The sequence below is a fragment of the Novosphingobium lindaniclasticum LE124 genome (assembly GCF_000445125.1).
Classification (GTDB): domain Bacteria; phylum Pseudomonadota; class Alphaproteobacteria; order Sphingomonadales; family Sphingomonadaceae; genus Novosphingobium; species Novosphingobium lindaniclasticum.
This window is the reverse complement of sequence record NZ_ATHL01000075.1, coordinates 123627-147809: the sequence shown is the minus strand read 5'-3', so window position 1 is coordinate 147809 and position 24183 is coordinate 123627. Positions and strand designations below refer to the sequence as shown.

At 64.5% G+C, this 24183-nt stretch carries 23 protein-coding genes; 9 read left to right on the top strand and 14 right to left on the bottom strand.

The annotated features are described in order from the left end of the window. The coding region (locus tag L284_RS47385; protein ID WP_235054358.1) for an Arm DNA-binding domain-containing protein at positions 1–284 on the top strand (284 nt) is incomplete at its 5' end. 658 nt (positions 285–942) lie between these two features. On the opposite strand, the gene glf is transcribed toward L284_RS47385, so the two are convergent. After that, positions 943–3333: a UDP-galactopyranose mutase gene (glf, locus tag L284_RS35340; RefSeq protein WP_235054357.1), complete on the bottom strand. Its 2391-nt coding sequence runs from the start codon at positions 3331–3333 to the stop codon at positions 943–945. 148 nt (positions 3334–3481) lie between these two features. Here glf and L284_RS35335 point away from each other — a divergent pair, with 148 nt between their 5' ends. Beyond that, positions 3482–5650, top strand: coding sequence for a family 1 glycosylhydrolase (locus tag L284_RS35335; RefSeq protein WP_021234037.1), 2169 nt, complete (start codon positions 3482–3484; stop codon positions 5648–5650). A 187-nt stretch (positions 5651–5837) separates the two neighbouring features. On the opposite strand, the gene L284_RS35330 is transcribed toward L284_RS35335, so the two are convergent. The 4 genes from L284_RS35330 to L284_RS46865 all read right to left on the bottom strand — a co-directional run bounded on the left by L284_RS35330 (position 5838) and on the right by L284_RS46865 (position 8263). Then, complete coding sequence (locus tag L284_RS35330) at positions 5838–6710, bottom strand: DUF3618 domain-containing protein (protein ID WP_021234036.1); 873 nt, start codon at positions 6708–6710, stop codon at positions 5838–5840. A 3-nt stretch (positions 6711–6713) separates the two neighbouring features. Then, complete coding sequence (locus L284_RS35325; protein WP_021234035.1) at positions 6714–7160, bottom strand: phage holin family protein; 447 nt, start codon at positions 7158–7160, stop codon at positions 6714–6716. Further along, the gene (locus L284_RS35320; RefSeq protein WP_021234034.1) at positions 7157–7711 is read right to left on the bottom strand and encodes a hypothetical protein; all 555 of its coding nucleotides are present in this window, start codon (positions 7709–7711) and stop codon (positions 7157–7159) included. Before L284_RS35320 ends, L284_RS35325 begins: the two co-directional genes overlap by 4 nt. A 357-nt stretch (positions 7712–8068) precedes the next feature. Next, entirely contained in the window at positions 8069–8263 is a 195-nt protein-coding gene (locus L284_RS46865; protein ID WP_021234033.1) for a type 2 periplasmic-binding domain-containing protein, read from the bottom strand. Between the two features lie 11 nt (positions 8264–8274). Between L284_RS46865 and L284_RS0124145 the strand changes: the two genes are divergently transcribed. After that, complete coding sequence (locus tag L284_RS0124145) at positions 8275–8598, top strand: MFS transporter (RefSeq protein ID WP_200861647.1); 324 nt, start codon at positions 8275–8277, stop codon at positions 8596–8598. 30 nt (positions 8599–8628) lie between these two features. Further along, positions 8629–9747: a nitrogen regulation protein NR(II) gene (locus tag L284_RS35315; RefSeq protein ID WP_235054356.1), complete on the top strand. Its 1119-nt coding sequence runs from the start codon at positions 8629–8631 to the stop codon at positions 9745–9747. Positions 9748–9817: 70 nt separating this feature from the next. Here the strand turns inward: L284_RS35315 and L284_RS35310 are convergent, their stop codons facing one another. Next, entirely contained in the window at positions 9818–10276 is a 459-nt protein-coding gene (locus tag L284_RS35310; protein ID WP_021234030.1) for an Lrp/AsnC family transcriptional regulator, read from the bottom strand. Between the two features lie 124 nt (positions 10277–10400). Here L284_RS35310 and L284_RS35305 point away from each other — a divergent pair, with 124 nt between their 5' ends. Beyond that, a complete protein-coding gene (locus L284_RS35305) occupies positions 10401–11144 on the top strand; it encodes an AzlC family ABC transporter permease (protein ID WP_021234029.1) in 744 nt (247 codons plus the stop codon). After that, on the top strand, positions 11141–11452 hold the full coding sequence (locus tag L284_RS35300) for an AzlD family protein (RefSeq protein WP_021234028.1): 312 nt from the start codon (positions 11141–11143) through the stop codon (positions 11450–11452). The genes L284_RS35305 and L284_RS35300 overlap by 4 nt, the downstream gene beginning before the upstream one ends. Before the next feature lie 9 nt (positions 11453–11461). On the opposite strand, the gene L284_RS35295 is transcribed toward L284_RS35300, so the two are convergent. The 3 genes from L284_RS35295 to L284_RS35285 all read right to left on the bottom strand — a co-directional run bounded on the left by L284_RS35295 (position 11462) and on the right by L284_RS35285 (position 14383). Continuing rightward, positions 11462–12070 (bottom strand): protein-methionine-sulfoxide reductase heme-binding subunit MsrQ, encoded by a 609-nt coding sequence (locus L284_RS35295; RefSeq protein ID WP_200861646.1) that lies wholly within the window; start codon positions 12068–12070, stop codon positions 11462–11464. 8 nt (positions 12071–12078) lie between these two features. After that, positions 12079–13008 (bottom strand): protein-methionine-sulfoxide reductase catalytic subunit MsrP, encoded by a 930-nt coding sequence (msrP, locus tag L284_RS35290; protein WP_021234026.1) that lies wholly within the window; start codon positions 13006–13008, stop codon positions 12079–12081. 76 nt (positions 13009–13084) lie between these two features. Then, a complete protein-coding gene (locus tag L284_RS35285) occupies positions 13085–14383 on the bottom strand; it encodes a chloride channel protein (RefSeq protein ID WP_031342105.1) in 1299 nt (432 codons plus the stop codon). Positions 14384–14824: 441 nt separating this feature from the next. Between L284_RS35285 and L284_RS47940 the strand changes: the two genes are divergently transcribed. After that, positions 14825–15100 carry a hypothetical protein gene (locus tag L284_RS47940; RefSeq protein WP_152524654.1) on the top strand — a complete coding sequence of 92 codons (276 nt, stop codon included), beginning with the start codon at positions 14825–14827 and terminating at the stop codon, positions 15098–15100. 158 nt (positions 15101–15258) lie between these two features. Here L284_RS47940 and L284_RS35275 read toward each other — a convergent pair whose 3' ends face one another. Both L284_RS35275 and L284_RS35270 read right to left on the bottom strand, forming a co-directional pair. Beyond that, entirely contained in the window at positions 15259–16044 is a 786-nt protein-coding gene (locus L284_RS35275; protein ID WP_031342104.1) for an aspartyl/asparaginyl beta-hydroxylase domain-containing protein, read from the bottom strand. A 91-nt stretch (positions 16045–16135) separates the two neighbouring features. After that, a complete protein-coding gene (locus L284_RS35270) occupies positions 16136–16711 on the bottom strand; it encodes a sterol desaturase family protein (RefSeq protein ID WP_021234021.1) in 576 nt (191 codons plus the stop codon). Between the two features lie 137 nt (positions 16712–16848). Here L284_RS35270 and L284_RS0124140 point away from each other — a divergent pair, with 137 nt between their 5' ends. Beyond that, positions 16849–17625, top strand: coding sequence for an SDR family NAD(P)-dependent oxidoreductase (locus L284_RS0124140; RefSeq protein WP_031342101.1), 777 nt, complete (start codon positions 16849–16851; stop codon positions 17623–17625). On the opposite strand, the gene L284_RS35265 is transcribed toward L284_RS0124140, so the two are convergent. From L284_RS35265 to L284_RS35255, 3 genes are all read right to left on the bottom strand, one after another. Next, positions 17582–19135 (bottom strand): LTA synthase family protein, encoded by a 1554-nt coding sequence (locus tag L284_RS35265; protein WP_235054355.1) that lies wholly within the window; start codon positions 19133–19135, stop codon positions 17582–17584. The two genes, L284_RS0124140 and L284_RS35265, sit on opposite strands and share 44 nt — an antisense overlap. A 92-nt stretch (positions 19136–19227) precedes the next feature. Beyond that, entirely contained in the window at positions 19228–20904 is a 1677-nt protein-coding gene (locus L284_RS35260; protein ID WP_021234018.1) for an amino acid ABC transporter ATP-binding/permease protein, read from the bottom strand. After that, positions 20901–22334 (bottom strand): ATP-binding cassette domain-containing protein, encoded by a 1434-nt coding sequence (locus tag L284_RS35255; protein WP_327194210.1) that lies wholly within the window; start codon positions 22332–22334, stop codon positions 20901–20903. The genes L284_RS35260 and L284_RS35255 overlap by 4 nt, the downstream gene beginning before the upstream one ends. 257 nt (positions 22335–22591) lie before the next feature. On the opposite strand from L284_RS35255, the gene L284_RS35250 reads away from it, so the two are divergent. Continuing rightward, on the top strand, positions 22592–24175 hold the full coding sequence (locus L284_RS35250) for a cytochrome ubiquinol oxidase subunit I (RefSeq protein ID WP_200861648.1): 1584 nt from the start codon (positions 22592–22594) through the stop codon (positions 24173–24175). Positions 24176–24183 lie beyond the last annotated feature (8 nt).

Below are 24183 nucleotides of genomic sequence, written 5' to 3'. Positions count from 1 at the left end.
AATCCGGTCTCTCCGCAACGGCGGTCGATCGGGCCCGGCCACGCGAAAACGCGTACAAGCTGTCTGATCGCGATGGGCTCTATCTGCTCGTGAAGCCGTCCGGCGCTCGTTACTGGCGCATGAATTTCAAATTGCACCAGCTGCAGCGCACTGCCTCCTTTGGTCTTTATCCCGAAGTCATCCTCGCAGAAGCCCGGCAGCGCCTGCTTGAAGCGAGGCGCCTGCCAAGCAGGGCATCGACCCGGTCCATCAGGCTAAGCTGGACAAGGTCACCGCGTCTATAGTGGCAGAAAATACCTTTTAGTGAATTGCGGAAGAGTGGCTGGAAGCTACGCTCGAAAAGCCACCAGCCAAGTCGATGCGTAAATGCAGTTAGCAATTCAGCCTGGCCATGCCCGGCACCGGTAGACGTTGGCGGCGGCCCGTCCGGCTGCGGCCCGATGATTGTCGCGGTTGTAGCGGTGAGCGGCTGGTGCGAGCCCGGCGATGGAGCCTCCTGTCGCACCCTTGACGTTGGGCGCGTCCGATGGACGGACGCTTGAGTGGGCCGATACAAGCATGATCAAGGTGGACGATGCGAGATATTGATCCGCGACTTTGCGTATCTTGTCCCCGCCGTCGTTCACTAACTCACATCGCGACGACGGGCTTCGCTCTCGGTGGGCATGGATCGCCTACAAGCATCGGGCTGTTTTCGTGCCTAGCTGGCGCAAGAGCGACTACGTTCGGTTCTGGGTTGATCACCAGCCCTCTGTCGACGATTGGCGAAGATGCTCGAAGCCGGCCGCCCGCGTTGTCAACCCCCGCCGAACTCCGCCAGACCCAAGGTGCAGTAAACCCGTCTCAGCCCTTTGCAGTCACTGCGGATCGCGAGAAGGGTCTTTGGAAAACTGCAGGCGGCCTTCAAGATCGGATCTTCGCGGCACCTTGTACGGCTTCGCTTCAAGCGACAGAAGCGACGTTGCCGCTCGTCGTGCCCTCTTTCTGCGAGCTGGAGGCTATCGCCCTGTCGGCCGGTGCCCTTTCCGCGTGAAGGAAGGTGCGCCGGAAGCTGGCAAGCGCCTGACCGACGATCTGGTCCATGTTGTAGTACCGATACGTTGCCAGCCGACCGACGAAGGTGACGTTCTCCTCTGACCTTGCCAGCGCTTCGTACCGCTTGAACAGCGCCTGGTTCTCTTCGCGCGGAATGGGATAGTAGGCATCTCCCTCTGCCTGCGGATACTCGCGCGTGATGCTGGTCCTGTCGTTTTCCTGACCTGTAAGATGCTTGTATTCCGTGATCCGCGTGTAAGGCGTCTCGAGATCCGGATAGTTGACCACGGCGACCGGCTGGAACCACGGGGTGTCGATCGTCTCGTGCTCGAAGCGCAGCGAGCGGTATGGGAGCTTGCCGAAACGGTACCCGAAATATTCGTCGATCGGCCCGGTAAAAACGAGCTGCGTATGCAGGTAGGCACTTCGTACTTGCGCGTAGTCGGTGCCGAGCAGCAGATCTATGTTCGGGTGGTCGAGCATGCGCTCGAACATTTTCGTGTAGCCCTCAGCGGGCATCGCCTGGAACCGATCATTGAAATAGCGGTCGTCGGTGTTGGTGCGGGTGGGCACGCGTGACGTAACCGTTCGGTCGAGCTGCGAAGGATCCAGACCCCATTGTTTTCGGGTGTAATCGCGAAAGAACTTATCATAAAGCTCGCGTCCGACAGCGGCGATCACGACATCTTCCGACGTCTCGATCAGGGGAACCGGCTCCGCCCGCGAGGCCAGGAACGCTTCCGCTTCGGCTTCGCTCCTCAGGTCGAGGCCATAGAGGATGTTGATGGTCGTCCGATTGATCGGGATCGGCACCAGCAAGCCGTCCACCTTGGCGAGCACCCGATGTTCATAGGCTCGCCATTCGGTGAACTGCGACAGGTACTCGAAGATTTCGGTGCTGTTGGTATGGAAGATGTGTGGTCCGTACTGGTGGATCAGCAGCCCGGCATCGTCGAGCCTGTCGTAGGCGTTGCCCGCGATATGTGGACGGCGATCGACGACCAGCACTGTCTTGCCAATGGAGGCGAGCCGTTCGGCCATGACCGAACCGGCAAAACCCGCACCCACTACCATGACGTCGTATTTGGGCGCGGCAGGAGGCCAGATGGTGGGTGAGACGATGGGATGCAGCGCCTGGCCGGCCATCAACACCGTATCGATCAACCCACGCATCCGCGTGACGGTATCGTCCCAGTTGGTCTGGAGCAGAAGCGCGTCGGCTTCCTCCAGCCATTTGCCGTCCCCCCGTGCCAGCGCGAGCGCTTCGTCGCAGGCCGCCACGAAGGCATCGGCGCCCTCGGCGATGCTTACGCCCTGCAGGCCGCCGTAGTGCCGCACCACGTCGGCGATCGGCGTGGATACCACCGGCTTTCCCGCGGACAGATACTCCGGCGTCTTGGTAGGACTGATGAATCTGGTTGCTTCGTTGATCGCAAAAGGCATCAGCGCCACGTCCCAGCCCGCCAGATGGGCCGGGAGTTCGACATACGACTTTCCGCCCAGGTAATGGAGGTTGGGGCGCGCCGGCAGGTCGGCAGGGTCGATCTTCACGACCGGGCCGACGATCAAGATGGACCATTCCGGCCGCGCATCGGCCAGGTGGGCCAACAGCTCCAGATCCATGCGTTCGTCGACCACGCCATAGAAGCCGAACCGCGGCCGCTGAAGCGAGCGCTGTTCGGGAGGTTCCTCCATCGTTTCGCGCGCTACGACGAAGTGCTCACGCTCGACGCTGGAGGGAAAGGCATGTACGCTCGGGTGCCGGTCGCGCTTGGCTTCATAAAGCGAGTAGCCCCCGGTGAAGACCAGGTCCGCGGTTCGCAGCAGCTGAGCTTCGCGCGCGAGAAGATCGGATGGCGCGAACTTGAAATTGGCAAGTTCGTCCATGCAGTCATAGACGATGCAATCGGCTTGGAGATGCTGGGAAAACGACAGCATCATCGGGGTGTAATACCAAAGCAGGAGCTTACCCTCGCGGTTGGCCTCTACGCCTGCGAGCAGCACCCGCAGGGCGGCGTCCATCCCTTGTTGATCCAAACCTTCGGGCAGCTCCGGGCAGGCGACCGTCACGCCGCTTGCCGGGCATGGCCGCAGCGACAGGCGAGGCTTTTCCAGTCCGGCGATCTGCATCGGCTCTTCCCAGAACACCACCTGGGACGAAGCGGCCAAGCGCGTCATCAAGTGCTGCGGTCGTTGGAACACGAAATCCCACCGCAAATGGCTGAAGCAGATAATCAGCAAATCGCCGACACCCATCCTCGCAATTTTACCGGATCCGGCGCAAGCATTATAAGCCATGTTAATTCTCCGCTTGAGCCGATATTTACTGGAACACTACAGGTTAAACATCGTTCCCTGAGTAAATTTGCAATATACTCGACCAACAGTCGCTGTACTGAGAACGCCTAAATTCGCAGGCTACTATTGCAGTTCCGAAAGCTCGCTCATGATTGATCTTGAACTTTGGGCCGGTGCAGAATGCACGGTCAATCGCGTCGGGGACGAGTTCCGGGATCAACTGATCCTGACGGGGCATGATCGCCGTCCGAGCGACATCGAGCTGCTGCCCGACCTCGGCGTGAAGGCGCTGCGCTTTCCGGTGCTCTGGGAAAGGGTCTCGCCGGACCAGCACTCGGCTCCCGACTGGGACTGGAGCGATCGCGGCCTGAACCTGCTCAGAGCTTTGCAGCTACGCCCGATCATCGGATTGGTCCATCACGGCAGCGGGCCGCGGCATACCTCGCTTCTGGACGACAGCTTCGTGGATGGCCTTGCGGCCCACGCGCTTGCCACGGCGCGGCGCTATCCGTGGGTGACGGACTGGACACCTGTCAATGAACCGCTGACCACCGCGCGCTTCTCGGCACTTTACGGTTACTGGTATCCCCATGCGCGCGATGAGGCGGCATTCTGGACGGCGTTACTCACGCAAGTCGAGGCAACGCGCGCCGCGATGGAAGCAATCCGCAGCGTAAATCCATCCGCCCGGCTCATCCAGACCGATGACCTGGGTCGTACTTATGCGACTTCGGCACTTGCCGATCAGGCGGGCTTCGACAATGCGCGCCGCTGGATGGGATGGGACTTGCTGTGTGGCCGAGTCGATCCCGGGCACGATCTGTGGAAACGGCTGTGCGACCATGGCCTTGAGGCACGCCTGCGATCGCTAGCAGACCAGCCGTGTGTACCGGACATGCTGGGGATCAACCACTATCTCACCAGTGACCGCTTCCTGGACCACCGGCTACAGCGCTATCCTCCACGGACTCACGGCAGCAATGCAACGCGCGCTTTTGCCGACGTGGAAGCGGTGCGAGTGCTGGACCCACCCGCGGCAGGCCTGCGCGGTGCCCTTCAGGAAGCATGGCATCGCTACGGCCTGCCTCTGGCCGTTACCGAAGTCCACAACGGCTGCTCACGCGAAGAACAACTGCGCTGGTTTACCGAAGCGTGGTCTACGGCGGACGAGCTGCGCAGCCAGGGAACCGACGTGCGCGCGGTCACGGCCTGGGCCTTGTACGGCAGCAGCGGCTGGAACACACTGCTGACGGCGCCCGGCCTCTACGAATCCGGTGCATACGACGTGCGCAGCGGTGCGCCTCGCCCCACCGCCATGGCGCAGCTGATGCGGGCACTCACCACGAACAGCGCTCTGCCTCCGGCGGCCGAAGGGCTTGGCTGGTGGCACAGGCCTTCTCGGCTGCACCACCCCGTCGTCAACCGGCCGGCGCCGATGAGTGCCCATTCTCCTCCCGCCAGGCCCGGAGCCCGGCTCGTCCTGATCCTAGGAGCAACCGGGACGCTCGGGCAGGCACTCGCCCGCGCATGCGCACGGCGCGGTCTGGCCTATCATCTCAGCGGCCGCGCAGAACTCGATCTGCTCGATCCAGCGAGCATCGCGGCAACACTCGACCGGCATCGACCCTGGGCCGTTATGAACGCTGCCGGATGGGTACGCGTTGACGAGGCCGAGGACAACGACACCGCGTGCATGCGCATCAATGCGGGCGGTGCCCTAGCGGTGGCTCATGCCTGTACCACCCGTGCCATCCCAACCGTCAATTTCTCGACCGACCTGGTATTCGGCGACGCCGGCCTCTCGGTCTACCGCGAGAGCGATGTACCGGCTCCACTGAACGTCTACGGCAAAAGCAAATGGCGCATGGAGCAGGCTGTCGCCAATCTGTCTGGACAGCACCTGATCGTACGCACGGCGGCATTCTTCTCGCCATGGGATCGCTACAACTTCGCGGTTGCGGTGGTAGATCGCTTGCGCCGCAAAGAACGCTTCGCTGCAGCGAAGGATAGCTTCGTTTCTCCAACCTACGTCCCCCACTTGTGCGAGGCTACTCTGGACTTGTTGATCGACGAGGCCGCCGGCCTCTGGCACCTCAGCAACGAAGAGGCGGTAAGCTGGGCACAATTCGCAGTGCGGATCTCCCGCGCTTGCGGTCTGGACGAGAGCCTGATCGACTTCGTCTGCAGCGGCGATCTCGGTTGGAAAGCGTCCAGACCTCGAGCAAGTCCTCTGGCGAGCGAAAAGGGCGCGCTCATGCCCTCGCTCTCACAGGCAGTCCAGCAGTTCGCGCGGGAACTCGAAGGTTTTGTTCGATGATGGTTGCAAGCTGCCCGGAACACACGACGGTTCAAACTGGGTGCCAGAACCGCGCTCCAGGCTGTCCGGGATGATTGGTGATGACCGCCACGTTCGCGTAAAACCCGTTCGCTGCCCACGGACTTCGACGTGACAAGCCGCCGCCTGAGTGACCTCAGGCGGCGGCAAACATCGCAGGCCTTCCTGCTTAGATCGGCAGTGTTGGCTGCGGCCTCGTCTCGGCGCCCTGCCGTTCGTTGGACTCTGAAGAAGCGACACTTTCTTGTGCGGCGGCGACGAGGTCGTCCTTCTTCTCTCGCGCGGTGCTCATCAATTGATTGGTCTGCTCGGATGCTATGCCGCGTGCCCTTTCGCCTATGCTGCCCAAGGCTTGCTGCTCCGCTTCGCTCTCCGGCAGGAGGCTGCCAAGAAACGCACCTGCCGCCGCGGCCACAAGGCCACCGATCAGCGGGTTGCTGCTGTATAGTTGCTGGCCCTTCGCGGCCGCCGCTTCCACGGCCGTGCGGCTGCCGCCGGCAACGGCCTTGCCAGCCTGGGCGGCACTGTCCGACCATGCATGGCGGCGGTTGCGGAACGCCTCGGCAGCCTTGTCGAGCTTGTCGCGAAAGCTGTGATCATCATCGTCGTGCGACCGCTCTACCATGAAGTAGTTCGCGCGCGCGGCATCGCGGCGGCGCTGGTAGCTGGCGGCGTCCTCCCCATCGCGCGCTTCCACTCGTTCCATATGCGAGATGTAGTCGCGGTGATGAGGATCGACGCCCGGGCCGGACGACGGCTCGTGCTTGTGTCTCTCGATTTTAGGCAACTTGGCGTCGTTCTCGCTGACAAGCCAAATCGCGCCGCCCGCTATCATCGCTATTGCAAGAGGATTGCGACGGGCCCCGTCGAGCAGCATGCGCGCATCGACATTGTTGCTTTCCGCCTTGTCCAGCAAGGCATTGAGCAAGTTGCGAGGTGTGAGCTGGTCGCCGATGGCATCCACGGTACGGCTCATCTGTTCCTGTGTCCGCCGGATGTCGCGTTCGATCTCTGCAGGATCCTGGTGGGTCTGATCGGTCATGGTCTATGCTCCGGGAGTGAGATCGCCGCGAACGGCGCCAGGCGTACGCTCAAGTGTTCTGCGGCTTCGCTCCGGCGAGAGATGGGTAGCGCTCATTTTCTTGCGTGCGCTCGCGTAGAGGATCGCCGCGACGACAAGTGTCACCACACCAACAATCAGCGTGGCCAGCCCGAGGTTCTCGATGGCGTCGCCGAGCAGGTAGGCGATGCCCATCAGCACCACGCCGAGGCCGGCGATTCCCACCACGGCGGCTCCGAGCATACCGGCGACGGCGGCCTTCAAGTCGTCGGTGGCCTCGCGAACTTCGGCCAGGATCAACTGAAGCTGCTGCTCAGCGAGGTGAGATCCCTGGCTGGTGAGCTGGCGAACCAAATCGACTATGTTGTCCTGCCCTTGGCCGGATCCTGGCCGGGATGCGCTGCCAGGGAACGGCGTGGTCTCATCGTTCATAGCGAGGTCCCCACGTTTTGTGGAAGAACCGGGCTTGCAGCTCCGCCGCCGTCGGTGAAGCTCATCATCGGTGTTGCCGTGGCGGAGCCTTCGGATGCATGGCTGGGATAGGGTTGGGATTCGCGGGATACCGGCGTGGCTGGCGTCGATGGCGCCTGGCTGGTCTGCGAACCGCCCGCTTTGAAGACGCGCGAGGCCGCAAACCCGAGCAACGCACAACCGGTCAGGAAACTTCCCGGACGCTGGCGCGCGAACTGCTGAACATCGCCTACGAGCTGCCGGGAATCCTTCCCCTCGATAGCCTGCGCAAGCTGTTCAATCGACTTGGCCCCTTGTTCAAGAGCCGATTTGACCCAGCTCGGAGTGTCGCTTCCAAGTCCGTCGGCCGCGCTGCCGAGGGCGGACGATACGGCATGAGCCTGTTCGGCGACCTGGCCTTTACGATCATTGGCTTCCGACTGCAGACGTTCTGCCGCGGCACCAGCCACTCGGCCCGCGTCGCCGCGCAGTTCGTTTCGCAAGCCGCCGCCTTCGTTGTCCGGATTATGCATGGTTCGACCTCTCCGCAATTGTGACGAGACAAAGCGGGGACATACATATGGTTCCGGTAGTAATCGGCTGCGGCGTGCTGCGGATAGCCGCGGTAATGTCCAGTTCAAAGCAAACTTCGTCGCTTTTCGAGGACATGAAACAGGTTGTATGTTCAGCCATGCGGCACGCTCAGAGCCGCGATGTTCTTGTTGCAACTTAACCTGAGACATAACCGATTGAACTGCGGCGACTCCGATTTGTCTCAGCGCGCTGGCTAGGCGCCGCACTGACAGGCAGATCGTGCCCATCTCTGGGTCGAGGGGAGGAAGCCTCCTGCTTTCTGGTGCAGTCTCGGCGGTCGAGACTCCGGGCGCTGCTCACCCGAGGGACACGGATTCGCAAAGCACTCCGTCCGAACGATATCGATCCCGATGCCGCAGTGCATCGACCGTGATCTTGAAGGCAGGCAAGTTCGGGCGGCGATTCGGATAGTAGAGGAAATGGCCGTGGAACAGTGGGGACCAGTCATCGAGGGCCTGCACCAGCAGGCCTGATGCGAGGTGCCGTTCCACGATGCTTTCCGGTGATGGGAGGTTGCACGCTGGGCCAGGTCTTCTTCTGCAGGTCCGGCGCTGCGGCGGCGCTGTTCATGGCGCTCTGGGGCGTGATGAACACCGCCATGTCCGTGATCTGGATGACATGGATGTCGCGGAATGTAGACGATGCTCCGGAGGCTGCCGGCAGTTTGATGGTGGCCGCGATTCAGCTGTCGATCCTCATGCGCGGTGTCTTCGGCGGGCTGCTGCTCGACGGGTTCTCGATCCTCGCGACCTTCATCGGCAGCGTCATCCTGGCCGCTGTCGCACTCCCGCTCATCGGCAACGGCCCCCGGCTGTCGAGGTCGTAGAATATTCCGGTCCGCCCTCATGCAGTCATGATGGCGCGCTCGGCTCGACCTGCCCTAATCCATCCAGAAGCTATTGCCGACGCGGTTCTGGATGACGAAGCCTTTTCCGACGTTCTCAAGACGCTTGCGCACCAGACAGGCGCGCGAAGCTACATCGCAGGCTGGGCAAGCTATGGAATGACCCGGGTCGATGCCTTCAGCATGCAATGGACCGCGGAAAATATCGCGGAATACGAAACTCGCTTCGCCGCCGCGGACGTATGGAGCAACGCGATTCTCAGGACCTGGAGGCCGGGCAGGGCGCTCGATCTATCCGATCTGGTTTCCGATCGGGAGTTCGAGATGAGCTACCTTCACAACGAGTTCTTTCGGGTGATCGGCGACGATACGTACCGAACGCTGGCGCTGCCTTCGCAGGCGCGCTGGGGCAAAGGCAATATCGGTTTCCATCGCGGCAAGTCCAGTAAGGGTTTTGATGCCGATATAGTCAAGCGCCTCGATTTTCATGCCGGCCACCTCGGCTGCCTGTTGGCCGCCCGTGCCAGATTGGCAGCGGCGGACGGCGCGAATGCGACGTACAAGGAAATGTTCGACAGATTGGGTCAGGCGGTCCTCCTCGTGAGGGGCGATTGCAAGATCCTGCACGGCAATGCTGTGGCAGAACATATGCTGGCTGCGGGTGTGGCCGTCCGCCCATCGCAAGGGAAACTGCTCGCCATGGCTTCAGAGGCCGAGCGCCCGCTGATCGAGGCCGTGGCCCGCGTCAGCGTTGCCCGCGGTTTTCCGGCCGAGAGCATTCTGCTCCCGTTGCGCGGTGGCAAAGCCATCCAGGCGACGCTGGTTCCGGTGCAGAATGGCCCGTTTTCCAGACATGTGATGATCATCATACCGATCGCGGAGTCAGGCGATCGGAGCATCGAGCCGAGACTGCGTAAGCTCTATGGCCTTTCAGGAGCCGAAGCTGCGATCGCGGCGGGTCTGGCGGAAGGATCCACCATCCGCGAACTGGCGGATCTGCGCGGGACCAGCATCCATACCGTAAGGTTGCAGGCCAAGCGGGTGCTGGAAAAGCTGGGTTGCCGGCGGCAGAGCGAAGTCGTGCGGCTGATCAAGCAGATCGCGCCAGTCCACCCGCCGAGCAGCGGCTAACCGCCCGATGATGTGATGGTCTCGTGGGCCTCGGCGGAGCACCGGTGATCTCACATCCGTCAGGGAGAATTCAAAGAGGCAGGGCGGTCTTCATTTTCACCGACTGCATCGGAATATCTGTCTTCAAGCTGCGCACGCCCTCGATGCGCGCCAGATGCTCGGCTTGGAACCGGCGATAGGCTTCCAGATCGGGAGCGACGACGCGCAGCAGGAAGTCGCAGTCCCCTGCCATGAGGTGGCATTCGACGACATGATCGAGAGGGCGGACGCTGTCGATGAACCGCTGGACCGTATCCTGGTCCTGCCGGTCCAGCCACACGCGGACGAATACGCTCATTCCGAAACCAAGCTTTTCCGGGTTGAGAAGGGCGACATAGCCGTCGATCAAGCCGGCCTCTTCGAGCAGCTTGACGCGCCGCAGGCACGGAGAGGGTGATAAGCCGACCTTCCGCGCGAGGTCGATATTGCTGAGGCGGCCCTCCGCCTGCAGGGCGGCCAGGATACGGCGATCGATCGGGTCCGGTTGCATGGGCACGGCATGCCACGAAATTGCCAGAAGAGGCAAATTCGTTTCAGAAATTCAGCCATTCTCTGGTGTAATCGCAACCACATGATGCCCCAAATCGGCTAGATCACCCCCAGGAAGGTGAGACATGATGGACATGCAGCAGACCGCACTCGCAACAGTGCCCCAGCGGGAATTCGGCAGAGGTTTGCGCGCTTCGCTGCCGGTGATGATCGGCTTCGTGCCTTTCGCGCTCGTGCTGGGTGCGCAGGCGAGCGGCAAGGGGTTCGGCAAGGTCGAGGTTCCGTTGCTGACGGGCCTCAATTTCGGCGGCGGCTCCGAATTCGCGGCCGTGGGGCTGTGGACTTCGCCTCCCAACATTCTGCTTATCGTCGGCATCACCCTGCTCGTGAACAGCCGCCATCTCCTCATGGGGGCGGCTTTGGCGCCCTGGCTGCGCCACCTGCCGCCGCGCAAGGCGCTGCCGAGCCTGTTCTTCATGTGCGATGAAAGTTGGGCGATGGCGCTTGCCGACGCCAAGCGCCGGGCAGCGGAGGGCGGCGGCGCGGAAGGCCACGAGGCCGCCTTCAGCTTGCGCTATTTCCTCGGACTGTCCGCCGGACTTTATGGAACCTGGGTCGTCTTCACCGCGCTCGGTGCCTGGCTTGGCCCGGTCCTGGGCGACGTGTCGCGTTGGGGGTTCGACATGGCCTTTCCGGCCGTGTTCCTCGTGCTTCTCCGCGGCATGTGGAAGACGGCGCGCGAGGCGCTCCCATGGGCGATCAGTCTGGCAGCGGCCGCCGCGGCCTATCTGTGCCTGCCGGGCGCGTGGTACGTTCCGGCCGGCGCCCTTGCGGGTATCGCAGCCGCCTGGATCGGCGCCCGGCGATGATCGACCTCACGACCGTCCTGGCCATCGTCCTCATGGCCGTCACCACTTACGCCACCCGGATCGGCGGCTACCTGCTGCTCGGTGACCGGGAGCTGTCGCCGCGCTTCCTGACCGTGATGGACGCCGCGCCGGGATGCGTCCTCATCTCGGTCATCGCGCCCCACTTCGTCTCCGACAGGCGCGCCGATCTCGCCGCCCTGGCATTGACCCTCCTGGCCGCCTCGCGCCTCCCCTTGTTGCCCACCGTGCTGATCGGCGTGGCCAGCGCGGGCCTGCTGCGGCAGTTTCTACCGGGAACGGCGCTTTGAAACGCGCGCTCAGCGCGCAGGCCGTGCTCGCGCACCCGTCCATGACGGTATCCGCGCCGCCAGCAGGGCGGTCACGATCGCGCCGTAGAGCAGCGGACTGCGGGTATCCGCCTTCACCAGCAGGAAGTAATGCACCACGCCCAGGGCGGCGATCAAATAGACCAGGCGGTGCAGTCGCCGCCATGATCGCGGCTTCAGCTTTCGCCGCACCGCATCTGCGGAGGTTACAGCCAGGGGCACCAGCAGGGCGAAAGCGCCCATGCCGATGGTGATGTAGGGGCGCTTGGCGATGTCGGTGGCGATTTCCGCCCAGTCGAACTCATGGGCGACCCCGAGGTAGGTCAGCAGATGAAGGGTCACATAGGCGAAGGCCCATAGCCCGATGCGCCGCCGAAACCGCATCAGGCGGGGCATCCCGGAATATCTGGCCAGCAGAGTGACGGCCAAGGTCAGGCACAGGAAGCGCAGGCCCCAAAGCCCCAGTTCCCGCAAGACGAACTCGACCGGATTGGCAGTGAGACCGCCCGTGAAGCCCCACCACAGGATCAGCAGCAGCGGCGCTGCGCACAGGAGCCAGACGAGCGCGGATTCCAGCGCCGGCCGGACCGGCCGCTTCACCGCCGCCATCAGTAGAGCTGGCGCGGATCGAGCCCGCGATAGAGCCCCGCCACCTGCTCGCCGTAACCGTTGAACGGCAGCGTCTTGCGGCGGAAGAACTCGCCGATGCGTCGCTCCTTGGCCTGCGACCAGCGCGGGTGGTCCACGGCCGGGTTCACATTGCCGTAGAACCCGTATTCGCGAGGAGCCAGCATCTGCCAGCTGGTCTGCGGACGCCGGTCGGTGAAGCGGATGCGCACGATCGACTTGATCCCCTTGAACCCGTACTTCCAGGGGACCACCAGGCGGATCGGCGCGCCGTTCTGGTTGGGCAGCGTCTGCCCATAAAGCCCTACCGCCAGCAGCGTAAGCGGATGGAGCGCTTCGTCCAGTCGCAGGCCTTCGCGGTAGGGCCACTGGATCACGGAGCTTCGCTGGCCCGGCATCTGCCGGGGATCGCGCAGAGTTTCGAAGGCGACGAACTTCGCCCCGCTCCGGGGGCCGACCGCCTTGATCAGGCTGGCGAGCGGAAAGCCCACCCATGGGATCACCATCGACCATGCCTCCACGCAGCGCATGCGATAGATCCGTTCTTCCAGGGGAAAGCGCTTGATGAGATCGTCGATCGCATAGCGGCCCGGCCGGTCGCACAGTCCGTCGACGACGATCGTCCAGGGCCGGGTGCGCATCATGCCCGCGTATTTAGCGGGATCTTCCTTCCCGGTGCCGAACTCGTAGAAGTTGTTGTAGCCGGTCACGTCGTCCAGGGGCGTCCGGGCTTCATCGATGGGCATCCGGTTTGGGCGGAACCTGAGCGCGGTGGCCGAGGCGGGGCTGCTGCCGCTGCATGCGGCAAGACCCAGCCCGGCGACTCCGGCCATGAACTGCCGGCGTTTCAGATAGAGGCCGTGATCCGTGACATCGCGGTCGCGGAGGTCAGGCGCGTTGACGATCAGCATGGGAGGGTCCTTCGCCGAAACGCAACCACATTGACAGGTCCTGATGAACGGCGCCTGATCGGTGCCGCTCCCGCGACTATCCCGCTTTCGTCAGGAAGCGCTGCGACAGGCCGTGGTAGAGCTTTTCCTTGCACACGAACTGGGCGGCGAAATCGCCGATCAGCGCGGAGGCGAGAAGGGGCATCATCAGGCCTCGGCTCGCGGTCGTCTCCGAAATGATGATGACTGCCGTCAAAGGCGCGCGCACGACGCCGGTGAAATAGGCGACCATGCCCAGGAGCACGATGGCTCCGGAAGGATAGCCGGGAAATATCCCGCGCAGAAGATCGCCGATCCCGGCGCCGATCGAGAGCGACGGGGCGAAGATGCCGCCGGGGATGCCGGAAACCGCCGTCGCCAGGGTCGTCACGAACTTGGCCGCGCCGAACCAGATCGGCGCCTCCTTGCCAGCGATGATGCCATGGGCGGTGTCGTATCCGGTCCCCCAGGTCAGGCCGGTCGAGACCCCGAGCACGGCGACGATCGCGCCGCAGAGCATGGCGAACAGCACCGGATGGGCGCGAAGCCAGGCCATCGGCCGGGTCGGCGCGGTGCCGGCCGCCAGCATGAGGCGCGAGAACGCTCCGCCGGCAATGCCGCCGAGAATTCCGGCGACCGGCGCGGCGATCAGGGCCTGCTGGATTCCCAGGGTCTGGCGCATGGCGCCGAAGTAGATGTAGTCGCCGGCAATCCCCAGGCTGACCATGCCGGCTATCAGCACGGCGGCCATGACGAGCAGCGTCATGCGCTGTTCATAGGCGGCCGCCAGTTCCTCGATGGCGAAGGCGACCCCGGCCAGCGGCGTGTTGAAGGCGGCGGCGACGCCGGCCGCACCGCCCGCGATGTAGACCGAGGACCGCAGGCGGACGCGCAGCACGCGGTGCATGCGGCCCATGATGGCGGCGGCGATCTGGACCGTCGGCCCCTCGCGTCCGACCGACCCGCCGACGAGCAGGCCGCCGATCGTCAGGACGAACTTCGCGACCGCCGCGCGGACGGATACCAGAGTCGACAGCGAGCCTTCCGGATTCTTGGTCGCGGCCATCACCTGGGGAATGCCGGAGCCCTTCGCGAGAGGCGCAAAGCGCAAGGTAAGCCAGGCGATGGCGGCAAAGCCAAGCGGCGTGGCGATCAGCGGCGCCCACCACAAGCGCCCCGCCAAAACGTGGAACACGGCATTCGCCCGGTCCGCCAGCTCGGCGAACACCAGGGCCACGAGGCCGACCAGGACGGCCCCGCCCACGATCGCAACCCGCCGTCGCCAGACCAGTGCTTCGGGACCATGACGGCGCAGCGCCACGCGGACGCGTCGTGGCAACAGACGGTTCGGGATCATCACGGTGACTGGACTCTCTATGGGCAGGGGGAGAGTTTTCGGAACCCGGCCCTATTGCAGAGCTTCCCGAGCCCTGTCCACCCGCCCTTGGCTGAACCGAGGAACAGCCTGTTCCGCGTCGTGAGAGAGGCGTTTGATCTTCTCGGCGTTCCCTCGCGCGACGCCCGGTGTCCAGCAACTGGGTTTAAGGATTTCGCCGGGTCTTGCAGCCGGACGATCCACGATCTCGAGCGGTCCGCAAACCGATGATGCCGCCTCAGCCTGTCGCGCCCCCGGCACGGCGCACCTGCTCACCAGTGATCGTACATCTGCGATACAGAGGCACGACACTCTTAGAAAAACACGACGCGGCAAGGCCTTGGTAGCCTCGCGCATAAACGAAATGCCGACCGGCGGAGCGAAACGCACAGGTCGGAGCTCGTATTCTCACAGGAGACAGAAATGAAACTGCTGAAAATCGCCGTCGCCGTCGCCATGATGGCAGGCAGCATCGGGATCACGGCGCCTGCCAGTGCGCAGTGGCGCGATGGCAGGCATCACCGCGCCGAACGATCGGAACGTCATCACGACGTCCGCCGTCGACATTACTATAGTCGGCACGATCGCCGGTACGTCCCCCGGCATCGTTATGAAAAGCGCCGCCATTATCGGGCCCGTCATGCACCGCGATGCTGGACGGAATGGCGTCACCACCACCGCGTCCGGGTCTGCCGCTGATGGCGGGGGGCCTCTACCGTGCCGGTGTCCCGGCGGACCGTAGGGGCCCCCAGCGATTCGCGGGGACAGGAGCCTTGCTTCTGGCGCTGACCGCATCCACCCGGCAGCGCGTCGCCGCCGGGTTGGAACCTTCCCGAAAGCGGCAGAGTCAGGCGGCTTCAGGCCGCTCCGGTGCGCGGCGCCGGATTGTTCCCCGCGGCTTCGATCGCTTTGGTGATGTCCTTCACGAATCGCGAGTGGCGCACGCCGAACAGGAAAGTGTTTTGGATCATGCTGCCCAGCCAGCGGCACGGACGCTTGATCTGGATGAGCAGGATGTAGCGGTCTTCTTCCGTTTCGTTCCAGACTTCATGGTTGAACATATCGTCGAACAGGAAGGACTGGCCCGGCTCCCAGGTCAGGATGTGGAGTTTGTCATCACCTTCGACGTGCATGCGGCACTTGTCGCGATCGGCGGGTGCCTTGAGGGCGAGGTGATAGGTCAGCATGCCCTTGGTCATGCCCCAGTGCCGGGGAATGTGGCCGCCGGCTTCCAGCACGGAAAAATTGGCGGTCACCAGTCCGGGGATCTTTTCGATAGCTGCGGCGGTCACCGGCGCGCGGGCAGCGTTCTTCTTCAGGCGGTAGCCGTAGCCTTTGAGAAAGAAGGCGCGCCAGCGGCGGTCGGCGGCGATTCGGCCGTGGTCGAACGAAAGGTCGCCCAGCGAGGGGATGTCCTCGGCCCGGATCCGCACGGCTTCGTCGCGAATGGTTTCCCATTGCCGTTCAAGCTCGGCGATCCAGGGAAAGAAGCACTTGTCCTGGACGGCGGCATCGGGAATGCGCGAATTGCGCATGATGATGGCGTCGATCTTCGGCCGCAGTTCCTTGCCGATCTGGAAGAGCGACTTGTTGACGAAGGGAACCTTCCACCCGCGCGAGTTGAGGGTCTGCTGCCAATTCAAGAACTGCTCCTTCCATTCCTTCAACGACAGGACCGCCGTTCCCGAAGCGCGCATTATCGCTTCCGGTGAGGCTTTCCCGTCATTTCGATCATTACCGCTTGAGCGAGCGGATCTTGCTGCCGAACACCCGATCCCAGAAAATCGCGGAGATCGAGTAGTTGCCATCCTCATCGACGTAGTGATGGCGCATGTGATGGCGCTTCAGCACCGAACCCAGCTTCCCCTTCATCGACCAGTGATGGCAGGCGTAATGGACCACGTCGTAGATGACGTATCCGATCATGAAGCCCAGGAACAGCCAGGTTCCCGGCGTCCCGAGCAGCAGTGCGAAGACGCCCCAGATCACCGCCGCGATCGGCACGCTGGCCGACAGCGGCATGAGGCTGCGCAGGGGATCGTTCGGCGCGTCATGGTGATTTCCGTGCATCAGGAACACGAACCATTTCAGCACCGGCACGTCCGTATCCAGATGGAACATGTAGCGGTGCATGACATATTCGAAGAGCGTCCATACGCCCAGGCCCGCCAGCACCAGGCCCAGTCCACCGGCCGGATCCACCGCGCCCCAGCCCGCCCAGGCGATCGCCGGAAGCAGCACGGCCCAGGCCGCCGCGAAAGTGCGCGGCGAGATCAACGTGAACCGCTCGAGCCTTTCGCTCTTGAACAATCGAATACGTTGCGGACTAGGATTCAGCGAAGGCATTGCGTCGATCTCGAACAACAGGCGTGGTTGAGTGTCAAGGCAATAGTACCTCAAACGGCTGAGATGTTGACAATACCGGTCAGTTTCATGGAAGCAGCACCATGAACTCGGGTTCCCCACAGCTAAAAATTCTTGTGACCGGCGCCTCGGGAGGACTGGGCGGCGCGCTGGCGCGCCACTATGCCGCTTCCGGCGTCCATCTCGCTCTCTGGGGCCGTAATCTGCGGCGTCTTACGGAGTTGGCGGAGACCTGTCGAACCCGGGGGGCGACCGTAACCTTGCGGTCATTGGACATCGCCGACATCCCGGCGGCGGTCGCTGCCCTGATCGAGGAGGACGAAGCCCGATCGGTGGATCTGGCCCTTTTCGCCTCCGGCCTGGGGGATATCCGGGCCGCGACGGACAAAGTGGAGGATCCAGGGCTCGTGGCCCGATTGAGCGTGATCAACTTCGCCGCGCCGGCGGCCATGGCCGCGGCGATGGCCGCACGCATGGTGGACCGGAAATCAGGCCGGATCGTGCTGATCGGTTCGGCGGCGGCGTTCCACGCGTTACCCTTCGCTGCGGCCTATTCCGGTTCGAAAGCAGGGCTAACGCGGTTTTCCGAGGCTCTGCGTCTCGGAGTGCGGGAGCATGGTGTCGGCGTGACGCTGGTTTCCCCCGGTTTCATAGATACTGCCGCAGGACGACAGGTTCCCGGACCCAAGCCGCTCATGCTGCAGCCGGAGGAGGTTGCCGCGCGCATTGCCCAGGCCGTGGAGCGCGGCAAGGCCCATGCCGTCATGCCCTGGCCGTTCGCGGTCCTGCGGCTGTTCGACCGGCTCCTGCCGCGCCCTATGCGTGACCGGCTGCTTCTGTCGCTGGCGCCGCCGGGGTAGGCCGCGCGGCGGCATCTCCCTGGGGCAGGGCATCGCCCAGCACGGCGCCGAGGATCGCATGGTGCAATCCGGCCGGGGTAAGGTCCTGCCGGCAATACCCGCCGGGTGCGAGCTTGCCCGCGTCGTCCAGACGAACCATGACGTAAGGCGTGTGCCGGTCCCCGCCCGGCGCCGTCGCACCGGGAATGCTGGGGCGATGATCGCCGAAGAAGACCAGGAGCGCCGGGCGCCGCAGAGCGCCGAGTCGTTCGATCAGGTCCGAAAGCATCGCATCGCTTCTTCGCACGAGCCGGAGGTAGCTTTGCTTGAGATCGCCGCTGGGGTGGCCGTCGGGCGCCCAGGGACCGTGATTCTCGATGGTGACCGCATAGATCATGGTCGGCGCGGTGGCAGCGGCGGCGATCGCGACGATCTCGTCGGCCATCGCGGCATCGGTGACATAGCGGCCTTCGCCGGGCGCAGGCGCGGCGAAGCGATCTTCGCCCACCAGTTCGGCGAAACCAGCGGCCGGCATGATCCTGTCGCGGCCGTAGAAGCGCATGTCGTGAGGGTGCGCGAAGACGCTACGCCAGCCCGAGGCTTTCAGGCGAGCGGGAAGGGCATAGGAGGAATCGCCCAGCGCCGTCAGGAACGGATCGTAGCGCCGGAATCCCAGGTCCTCTTCTTCAAGGCCGAACAGGACTCCGTATTCGGTGCGCATGGTATAGGCGCCGAAGCCGCTGACCTCGAGCCTGCCCGATCGCCACGCGCCTTCGTGCGCGGCGGCCAGGCCGGGCAGCGCCAGATTCGGGTTCGAGAAAAGTTCGGCCGGGTCCGCGAAACTCTCGCACTGGATGACGACCACGAGTTCCGGCGATTGAAGGGCGGGGGCGCGGGGCGCCTCGGCGCAAGTCTCCGGATCGCGGCTGTCCCGCCAACGAAGCCAGTAGAGCAGCAGGGTCGCCATCAGCCCATGACGAAGCACGTCGGCGTGGGCGGCCGGAACTTTCGCCAGGGCACGCATGGGCGGCGATTGTAGAGAAAGCCAAAGCACCGCCAGGCTCACGGCGAGCGTCGCGGCTCCGATCAGGTGCGGCTGCACGTCAGGGACGAAGAGCCAAGCGAGCAGCGCGAAAAGCACGAGCGCGATGAGGCCGGCGACGATGCGCTGCCAGATGGCGACTGCCGACAGGTAGAACTGCGGATGACGGAATATCGCCCCGATAAGCGCAAGGTCGGAAAACAGCAGGGGCTCGCCCAGCATCGCATGCTTGGCGTTAGAGGCCACCGTCAGCAGAGCGAGCAGGCCGAGCGCGAGGCTGACCGCCACGGGAAGATTGCCGCAGGCGAAGAGGAAGAGGCCCGTCAGGCTTGCCATCATCCAGGCCAGCAACCATGTGCCGGCAAGGCTGCGACCCACGGAAACCGGGTATCTGCCGCCTCGCGGGCGGACCAGCCCATCGAGCAGGATGGCGCCGACCGGCAGCGCCGCGAGTGTAAGTCCGTTGATCGTCACTGTCCTGCCGCGCAACTCAGATTCATGCCCAGCCCTGTTGGAGCCCAGCCCCGTTCCAGCATCTTCAGCGGGGCGGGACGGCCTGATAGCGGGCACGATCAAGGCTGTCATCCGGTGTCTGCGTCCTTCCGGGCGCCAGAGTCCTTTCGGGTGCCAGCGTTAGCCACGTGAGAGGATGCCTGGCTCAACCCCGCTACTTCCACTTCCTCCTCGCACAAGGCCAGAGGCACCTTGCGGTGGGACACGAGGATCAGGCCGTTGCCGGTGCGATCGAGCCAGCCCCGCAAGCTCTCCACCAGTGCGGCTTCCGTTGCGGCATCGAGCCCCTCGCTCGGCTCATCCAGCATCAGCCAGGGGCGGCCGGCCAGGAGGGCGCGGGCGATGGACAGTCGCTTGCGCTCGCCGCCGGAAAGAAGGCCGCCGCCCTCGTCGACAGGCGTATCGAGACCGGCCTCGCTGCGGGCGATCCGCCGGTCGAGCTGCGCGACCTTCAGGGCTGCCCACATGTCCGATTCGGTCACGCCGGGGCGGGCGAGACGCAAGTTGTCGGCCACGGTGCCGATCAGCATCGGAGCGTCCTGGGGAGAGAGTGCGAAGCGACTCTTCAGATGCTCGGGGGACAACCCCTCGAGCGGCGCCTCGCCGATACGCAATGGCGCGGAGGATGGCTGCATCCCCGCGAGCGAGAGCAGGATGCGCGTCTTGCCCGAGCCGGATGGGCCGGTGAGGGCGACCCGCGCGCCGGCGGAAAACCTGCGGGTGCCGAGCGTCAGGGGCGAGGGCGCGGCTATCACGGGCTCGTGAAGGCAGCCATCGAGCGCATTGAGCGCAGCGATCCGTCGCAGCCCGGCATCCAGCGACGCGCGGCGCAGGAGGCTGCGCGAGAGACCGCCCATGGCTTCGACGGCAGAGACCGTCGCCAGCATGGCCAGGGCTACCATCGGCGCCGATTCGCGGGCCAGCAGCAGAATTCCGGCCACGGCGGCGCCGCCATAGATGGAGAGCAGCGCACCTTGCAGCGCTTCGGCCCGGAACAGGTCCGCGCGTGCCTTGTCGAGGCGCAGAGCAATGGGTTCGAGTTCGACAAGGGCCTCGTCGGCCAGGCCATAGGCCGCGATCTCGGCGCGGCAGCCCGCCAGTTCGACGTAGCGGATGCGCAAGTGTCCCAGCGCGGCGGCGGCCTCTTCCGCAGGGCCGCGCGTGAGGCGCTCGGATATGCGGCGAAACAGGACAGGGAGGGCGGCCATCACGACCGAGAGGAAAACCAGTGCTCGCCCGCCCCCGAAGGCGACGAGCGCCAGACTGACCAGGGCCGATACGATCGCGGCCTGGCGGGCGGGCTGGCGGATCACGAGGTCCTCCAGTGCCTCGACATCGTCGATCAGCCGGGTGCTGGCCTCGCCGGGGGAAGTGTCGGGCGCGTGACGGCTGTCCTGCGCGGCGAGCTTGTCGAACAGCGATCCGCGCAGCTGCGCCATGCCTTCCAGGGCAACTTTGTGGGAAAGCAGGCGCTCGCCATAGCGGGACAGGGTGCGGACGATCGCCAAGAGGCGGATGGCGGCGCTCGGGACGAGGTAGTTGAAGGCCGCAGCAGCAGCGAGGCCGGCCGAGCCAGCGAGCGCGGCCGAAGTCAGGAACCAGCCCGAGACCGCCAGCAGGCCGATGGCGGCGATCGCGGCGAAGCTGCTGCAGAGGCTCGCCAGGAACAGCTGGCGGCGGGCGACACCGGCCGCGGCCAGCAGATCGGGCAGGGGCTCGGCGCCAGTCGGGAGGTGAGCACTCACAGGGCGATCTCCATACGGGATGCGCGGATCAGGGCGGGATCGTGCGTGGCGACCAAGATGCAGCGCTCGGCCGACAGTTCTTTGAGCAGGGCGATCACGGCGGCAGCAGACTCCGCGTCGAGATCGGCCGTGGGTTCGTCGCAGAGAATCAGGGGGCGACCCGACAGGATGGCGCGGGCCAGGCCGATGCGCCGGCGCTCGCCTCCGGAGAGGCCGGAACCGGCATGATCGATGGGCATGGCGAGGCCCCCGCGCCGAGCCAGGACATCGCCCAGTCCGACTCGCCGGGCGACGGCAAGGATATCCGCTTCGCTTGCGCAAGGCGCGGCCAGGGCGAGATTGCGGGCCAGCGTCCCTGCGATCAGGAGGGGGCGCTGGGCGGCCCAGGCGACGCCGCCATGCGGCAGCGCTTCGCCTGAAAGCGAACCGATGCAGCCCGATGCAGGCACGAGCTGTCCGGCGATGGCGGCAAGCGTGCTGGTCTTGCCGCTGCCGGTCGCGCCGGACAGGGCGGCCAGGTCGCATCGCTCGAGCGCGAAGTCGAGCGGGCCGACAGAGAGGCCGGGGAAGGACAGCACCAGGTGCTGTACGCGCAGGCCGTCGAAGGCCGCCGCCGCTTGGGGATCAGGGGCGGGCGTGCTCGCGAAAGGCGCGAGAGCCTGTTCGGCGGCTTCGCCAAGCTGCTTCTCGTGATAGGCCGCTGCGAGGCGGCGCATCGGCAGGTAGAATTCCGGGGCCATGGCGAGCACGAAGAAGGCCGGAACCAGGGTGAGCTTCTCCGGCGCGGGAAATGGCAGCAGGCCCAGAAGCGAAAAGCCGCAGTAGACGGCGACCAGCGCGATCGAGAGGGCGGAGAAGAATTCCAGCACCGCATTCGACAGGAAGGCCGTGCGCAGGACCGATATCGTCCGGCGCGCCACTTCGCCCGTCGCGGTGCGGACCTGTCGGCCGATTCGTGCTTCCGCGCCGAAGTGGCGGATCAGCGGCAGATGCGTCACACGGTCCACGAACAGCCCGGACAAGGCGGCGAGGGCAGCGAGTTGGCGCTCGGCCGCCCGCCGGGAGGCGGTGCCGGCCAGGATCATCCCCAGGGTGAAGGGCAGCAGCGTTCCCAGCATGATGGCGGATGCGACCCAGCTTGCCGGAGCGACGATCAGCGCCACGACGAGCGGGCCGATCACCGCGCTCGTCTTGACGGGGGCGAACCGCACGTCGCGGTTCTCGATCGCCATGGTGTGATCCAGCGCCAGGCTGGCGCTCTCGCCGCTGGAAACCGGTCGTGGAAGTCTGCCGCCCAGCAATTGACGCCAGAGTGCGGCACGCCGGCCATGGATTGCCGATCGCGCCGCCGAAACCGCGATGTGGTTCACCGCGCAAGTCGCCGCCGCGCGCAGCAGCACGCCTCCGACTATCGATGCGGCCGACGGCAACAGAGTCCCGCCTCGCTCAACGGCATCCACGCCGCTCGCCACGCCCCATGCAAAGAGCGCCGCGCCGGCAATATCGAAGATCCAGGCGCTTGGTATCAAGAACCGGGCAATTTTGACATAGATCAAAATAAGTAACCACGTAAGTAAAGTTTGACAGCTTTCGGAAGCAAGCCTAACGCGCCCCTACGAAACCAACCCGCTTGAGGCAATTGCTTTCTCTATACCTCAGGCTGCTAAAATCAGCGGGATTCGACATGATCGACATGGCAGTGGTTGAACTATCGCGCCTGCAGTTTGCCTTAACGGCACTGTATCATTTTCTTTTCGTACCTTTGACTCTTGGACTTTCATTCATTCTCGTCATTACCGAGAGTGTCTATGTCATAACCGACCGTCCTATCTGGAGAGACGTCACCCGGTTCTGGGGCAAGCTCTTCGGCATCAACTTCGTGCTCGGCGTGGCCACCGGCCTCACCATGGAGTTCGAGTTCGGGACCAACTGGGCCTATTACTCGCACTATGTCGGGGACATCTTCGGGGCTCCGCTGGCGATCGAGGGGCTCATGGCCTTCTTCCTCGAAGCCACGTTCGTGGGTCTGATGTTCTTCGGCTGGGACCGCCTGTCCAAGCGCGGCCACCTGCTGACGACGATCATGGTCGCGGTCGGCTCGAACCTCTCGGCATTATGGATCCTCATCGCCAACGGCTGGATGCAGCACCCCGTAGGGGCCGTCTTCAATCCCGAAACGATGCGCATGGAGGTGTCCAACTTCAAGGACGTCCTCTTCAATCCGGTGGCCCAAGCCAAGTTCGTCCACACCGTCAGCGCGGGCTATGTCTGCGCCGCCGTCTTCGTGCTGGGCGTTTCCTGCTACTACCTCCTGCGCGGGCGCCATATCGAAATGGCCAAGCGCAGCTTCACCGTGGCGGCGGCGTTCGGCCTTGCCTCTTCGCTCTCGGTCGTCGTGCTGGGTGACGAGAGCGGTTACGCGCTTACCGACAACCAGCAGATGAAGCTGGCGGCGATGGAAGGCATGTGGGAAACCGAGAAGGCGCCGGCAGGCCTGACGCTCTTCGGCATCCCTTCGAACACCGCGCATGAGACGGCTTACGAGATCAAGGTGCCCTATGTGCTTGGCCTGATCGCCACGCGCAGCCTCTCGGGCGAGGTGGCCGGTATCGTGCCGCTGGTGGAGCGGGCAGACTATCGCATTCGTCAGGGCGTGATCGCCTATGACGCGGTGGAGAAGCTCAAGGTCAACCGGGGCGACCTGACCGCGCGCGAAGCCTGGGAGCGTCACAAGAACGACCTCGGCTATGCCCTCCTGCTCAAGCGCTTCGTGGCCGACCCCCGCCAGGCGGACGACGCGACGATCGCCAGGGCAGCCTGGAGCACCGTACCCAACGTACCGGCGCTGTTCTTCATGTTCCGCGTCATGGCGGGGCTGGGCTTCTTCTTCATCGTGTTCTTTGCGACCGCCTTCGCCTTCTCGGTCCGTCGCCGGTTCGATCGCAAGTGGTTCCTGCGGCTGGCGGTGATCGCCATGCCCGCGCCGTGGATCGCGATCGAGGTGGGCTGGGCTGTCGCCGAATTCGGCCGCCAGCCCTGGGCGGTGGACGGGGTGCTGCCGACCTTCCTCGGCGCATCGAGCCTGACGACGACCCAGATCTGGGCCACGATCTTCGGCTTCACGGCGCTCTACAGCGTACTGGCGGTGATCGAGGTCAAGCTCATGCTGGCGACGATCCGGAAGGGACCCGAAATCTACGAGAGCTATGACGGCGAGCCTGCACCCAAGCGGGCGCCCGCCAACACGTTCACCGCCATCCCGGCCGAATGAGACGGAGG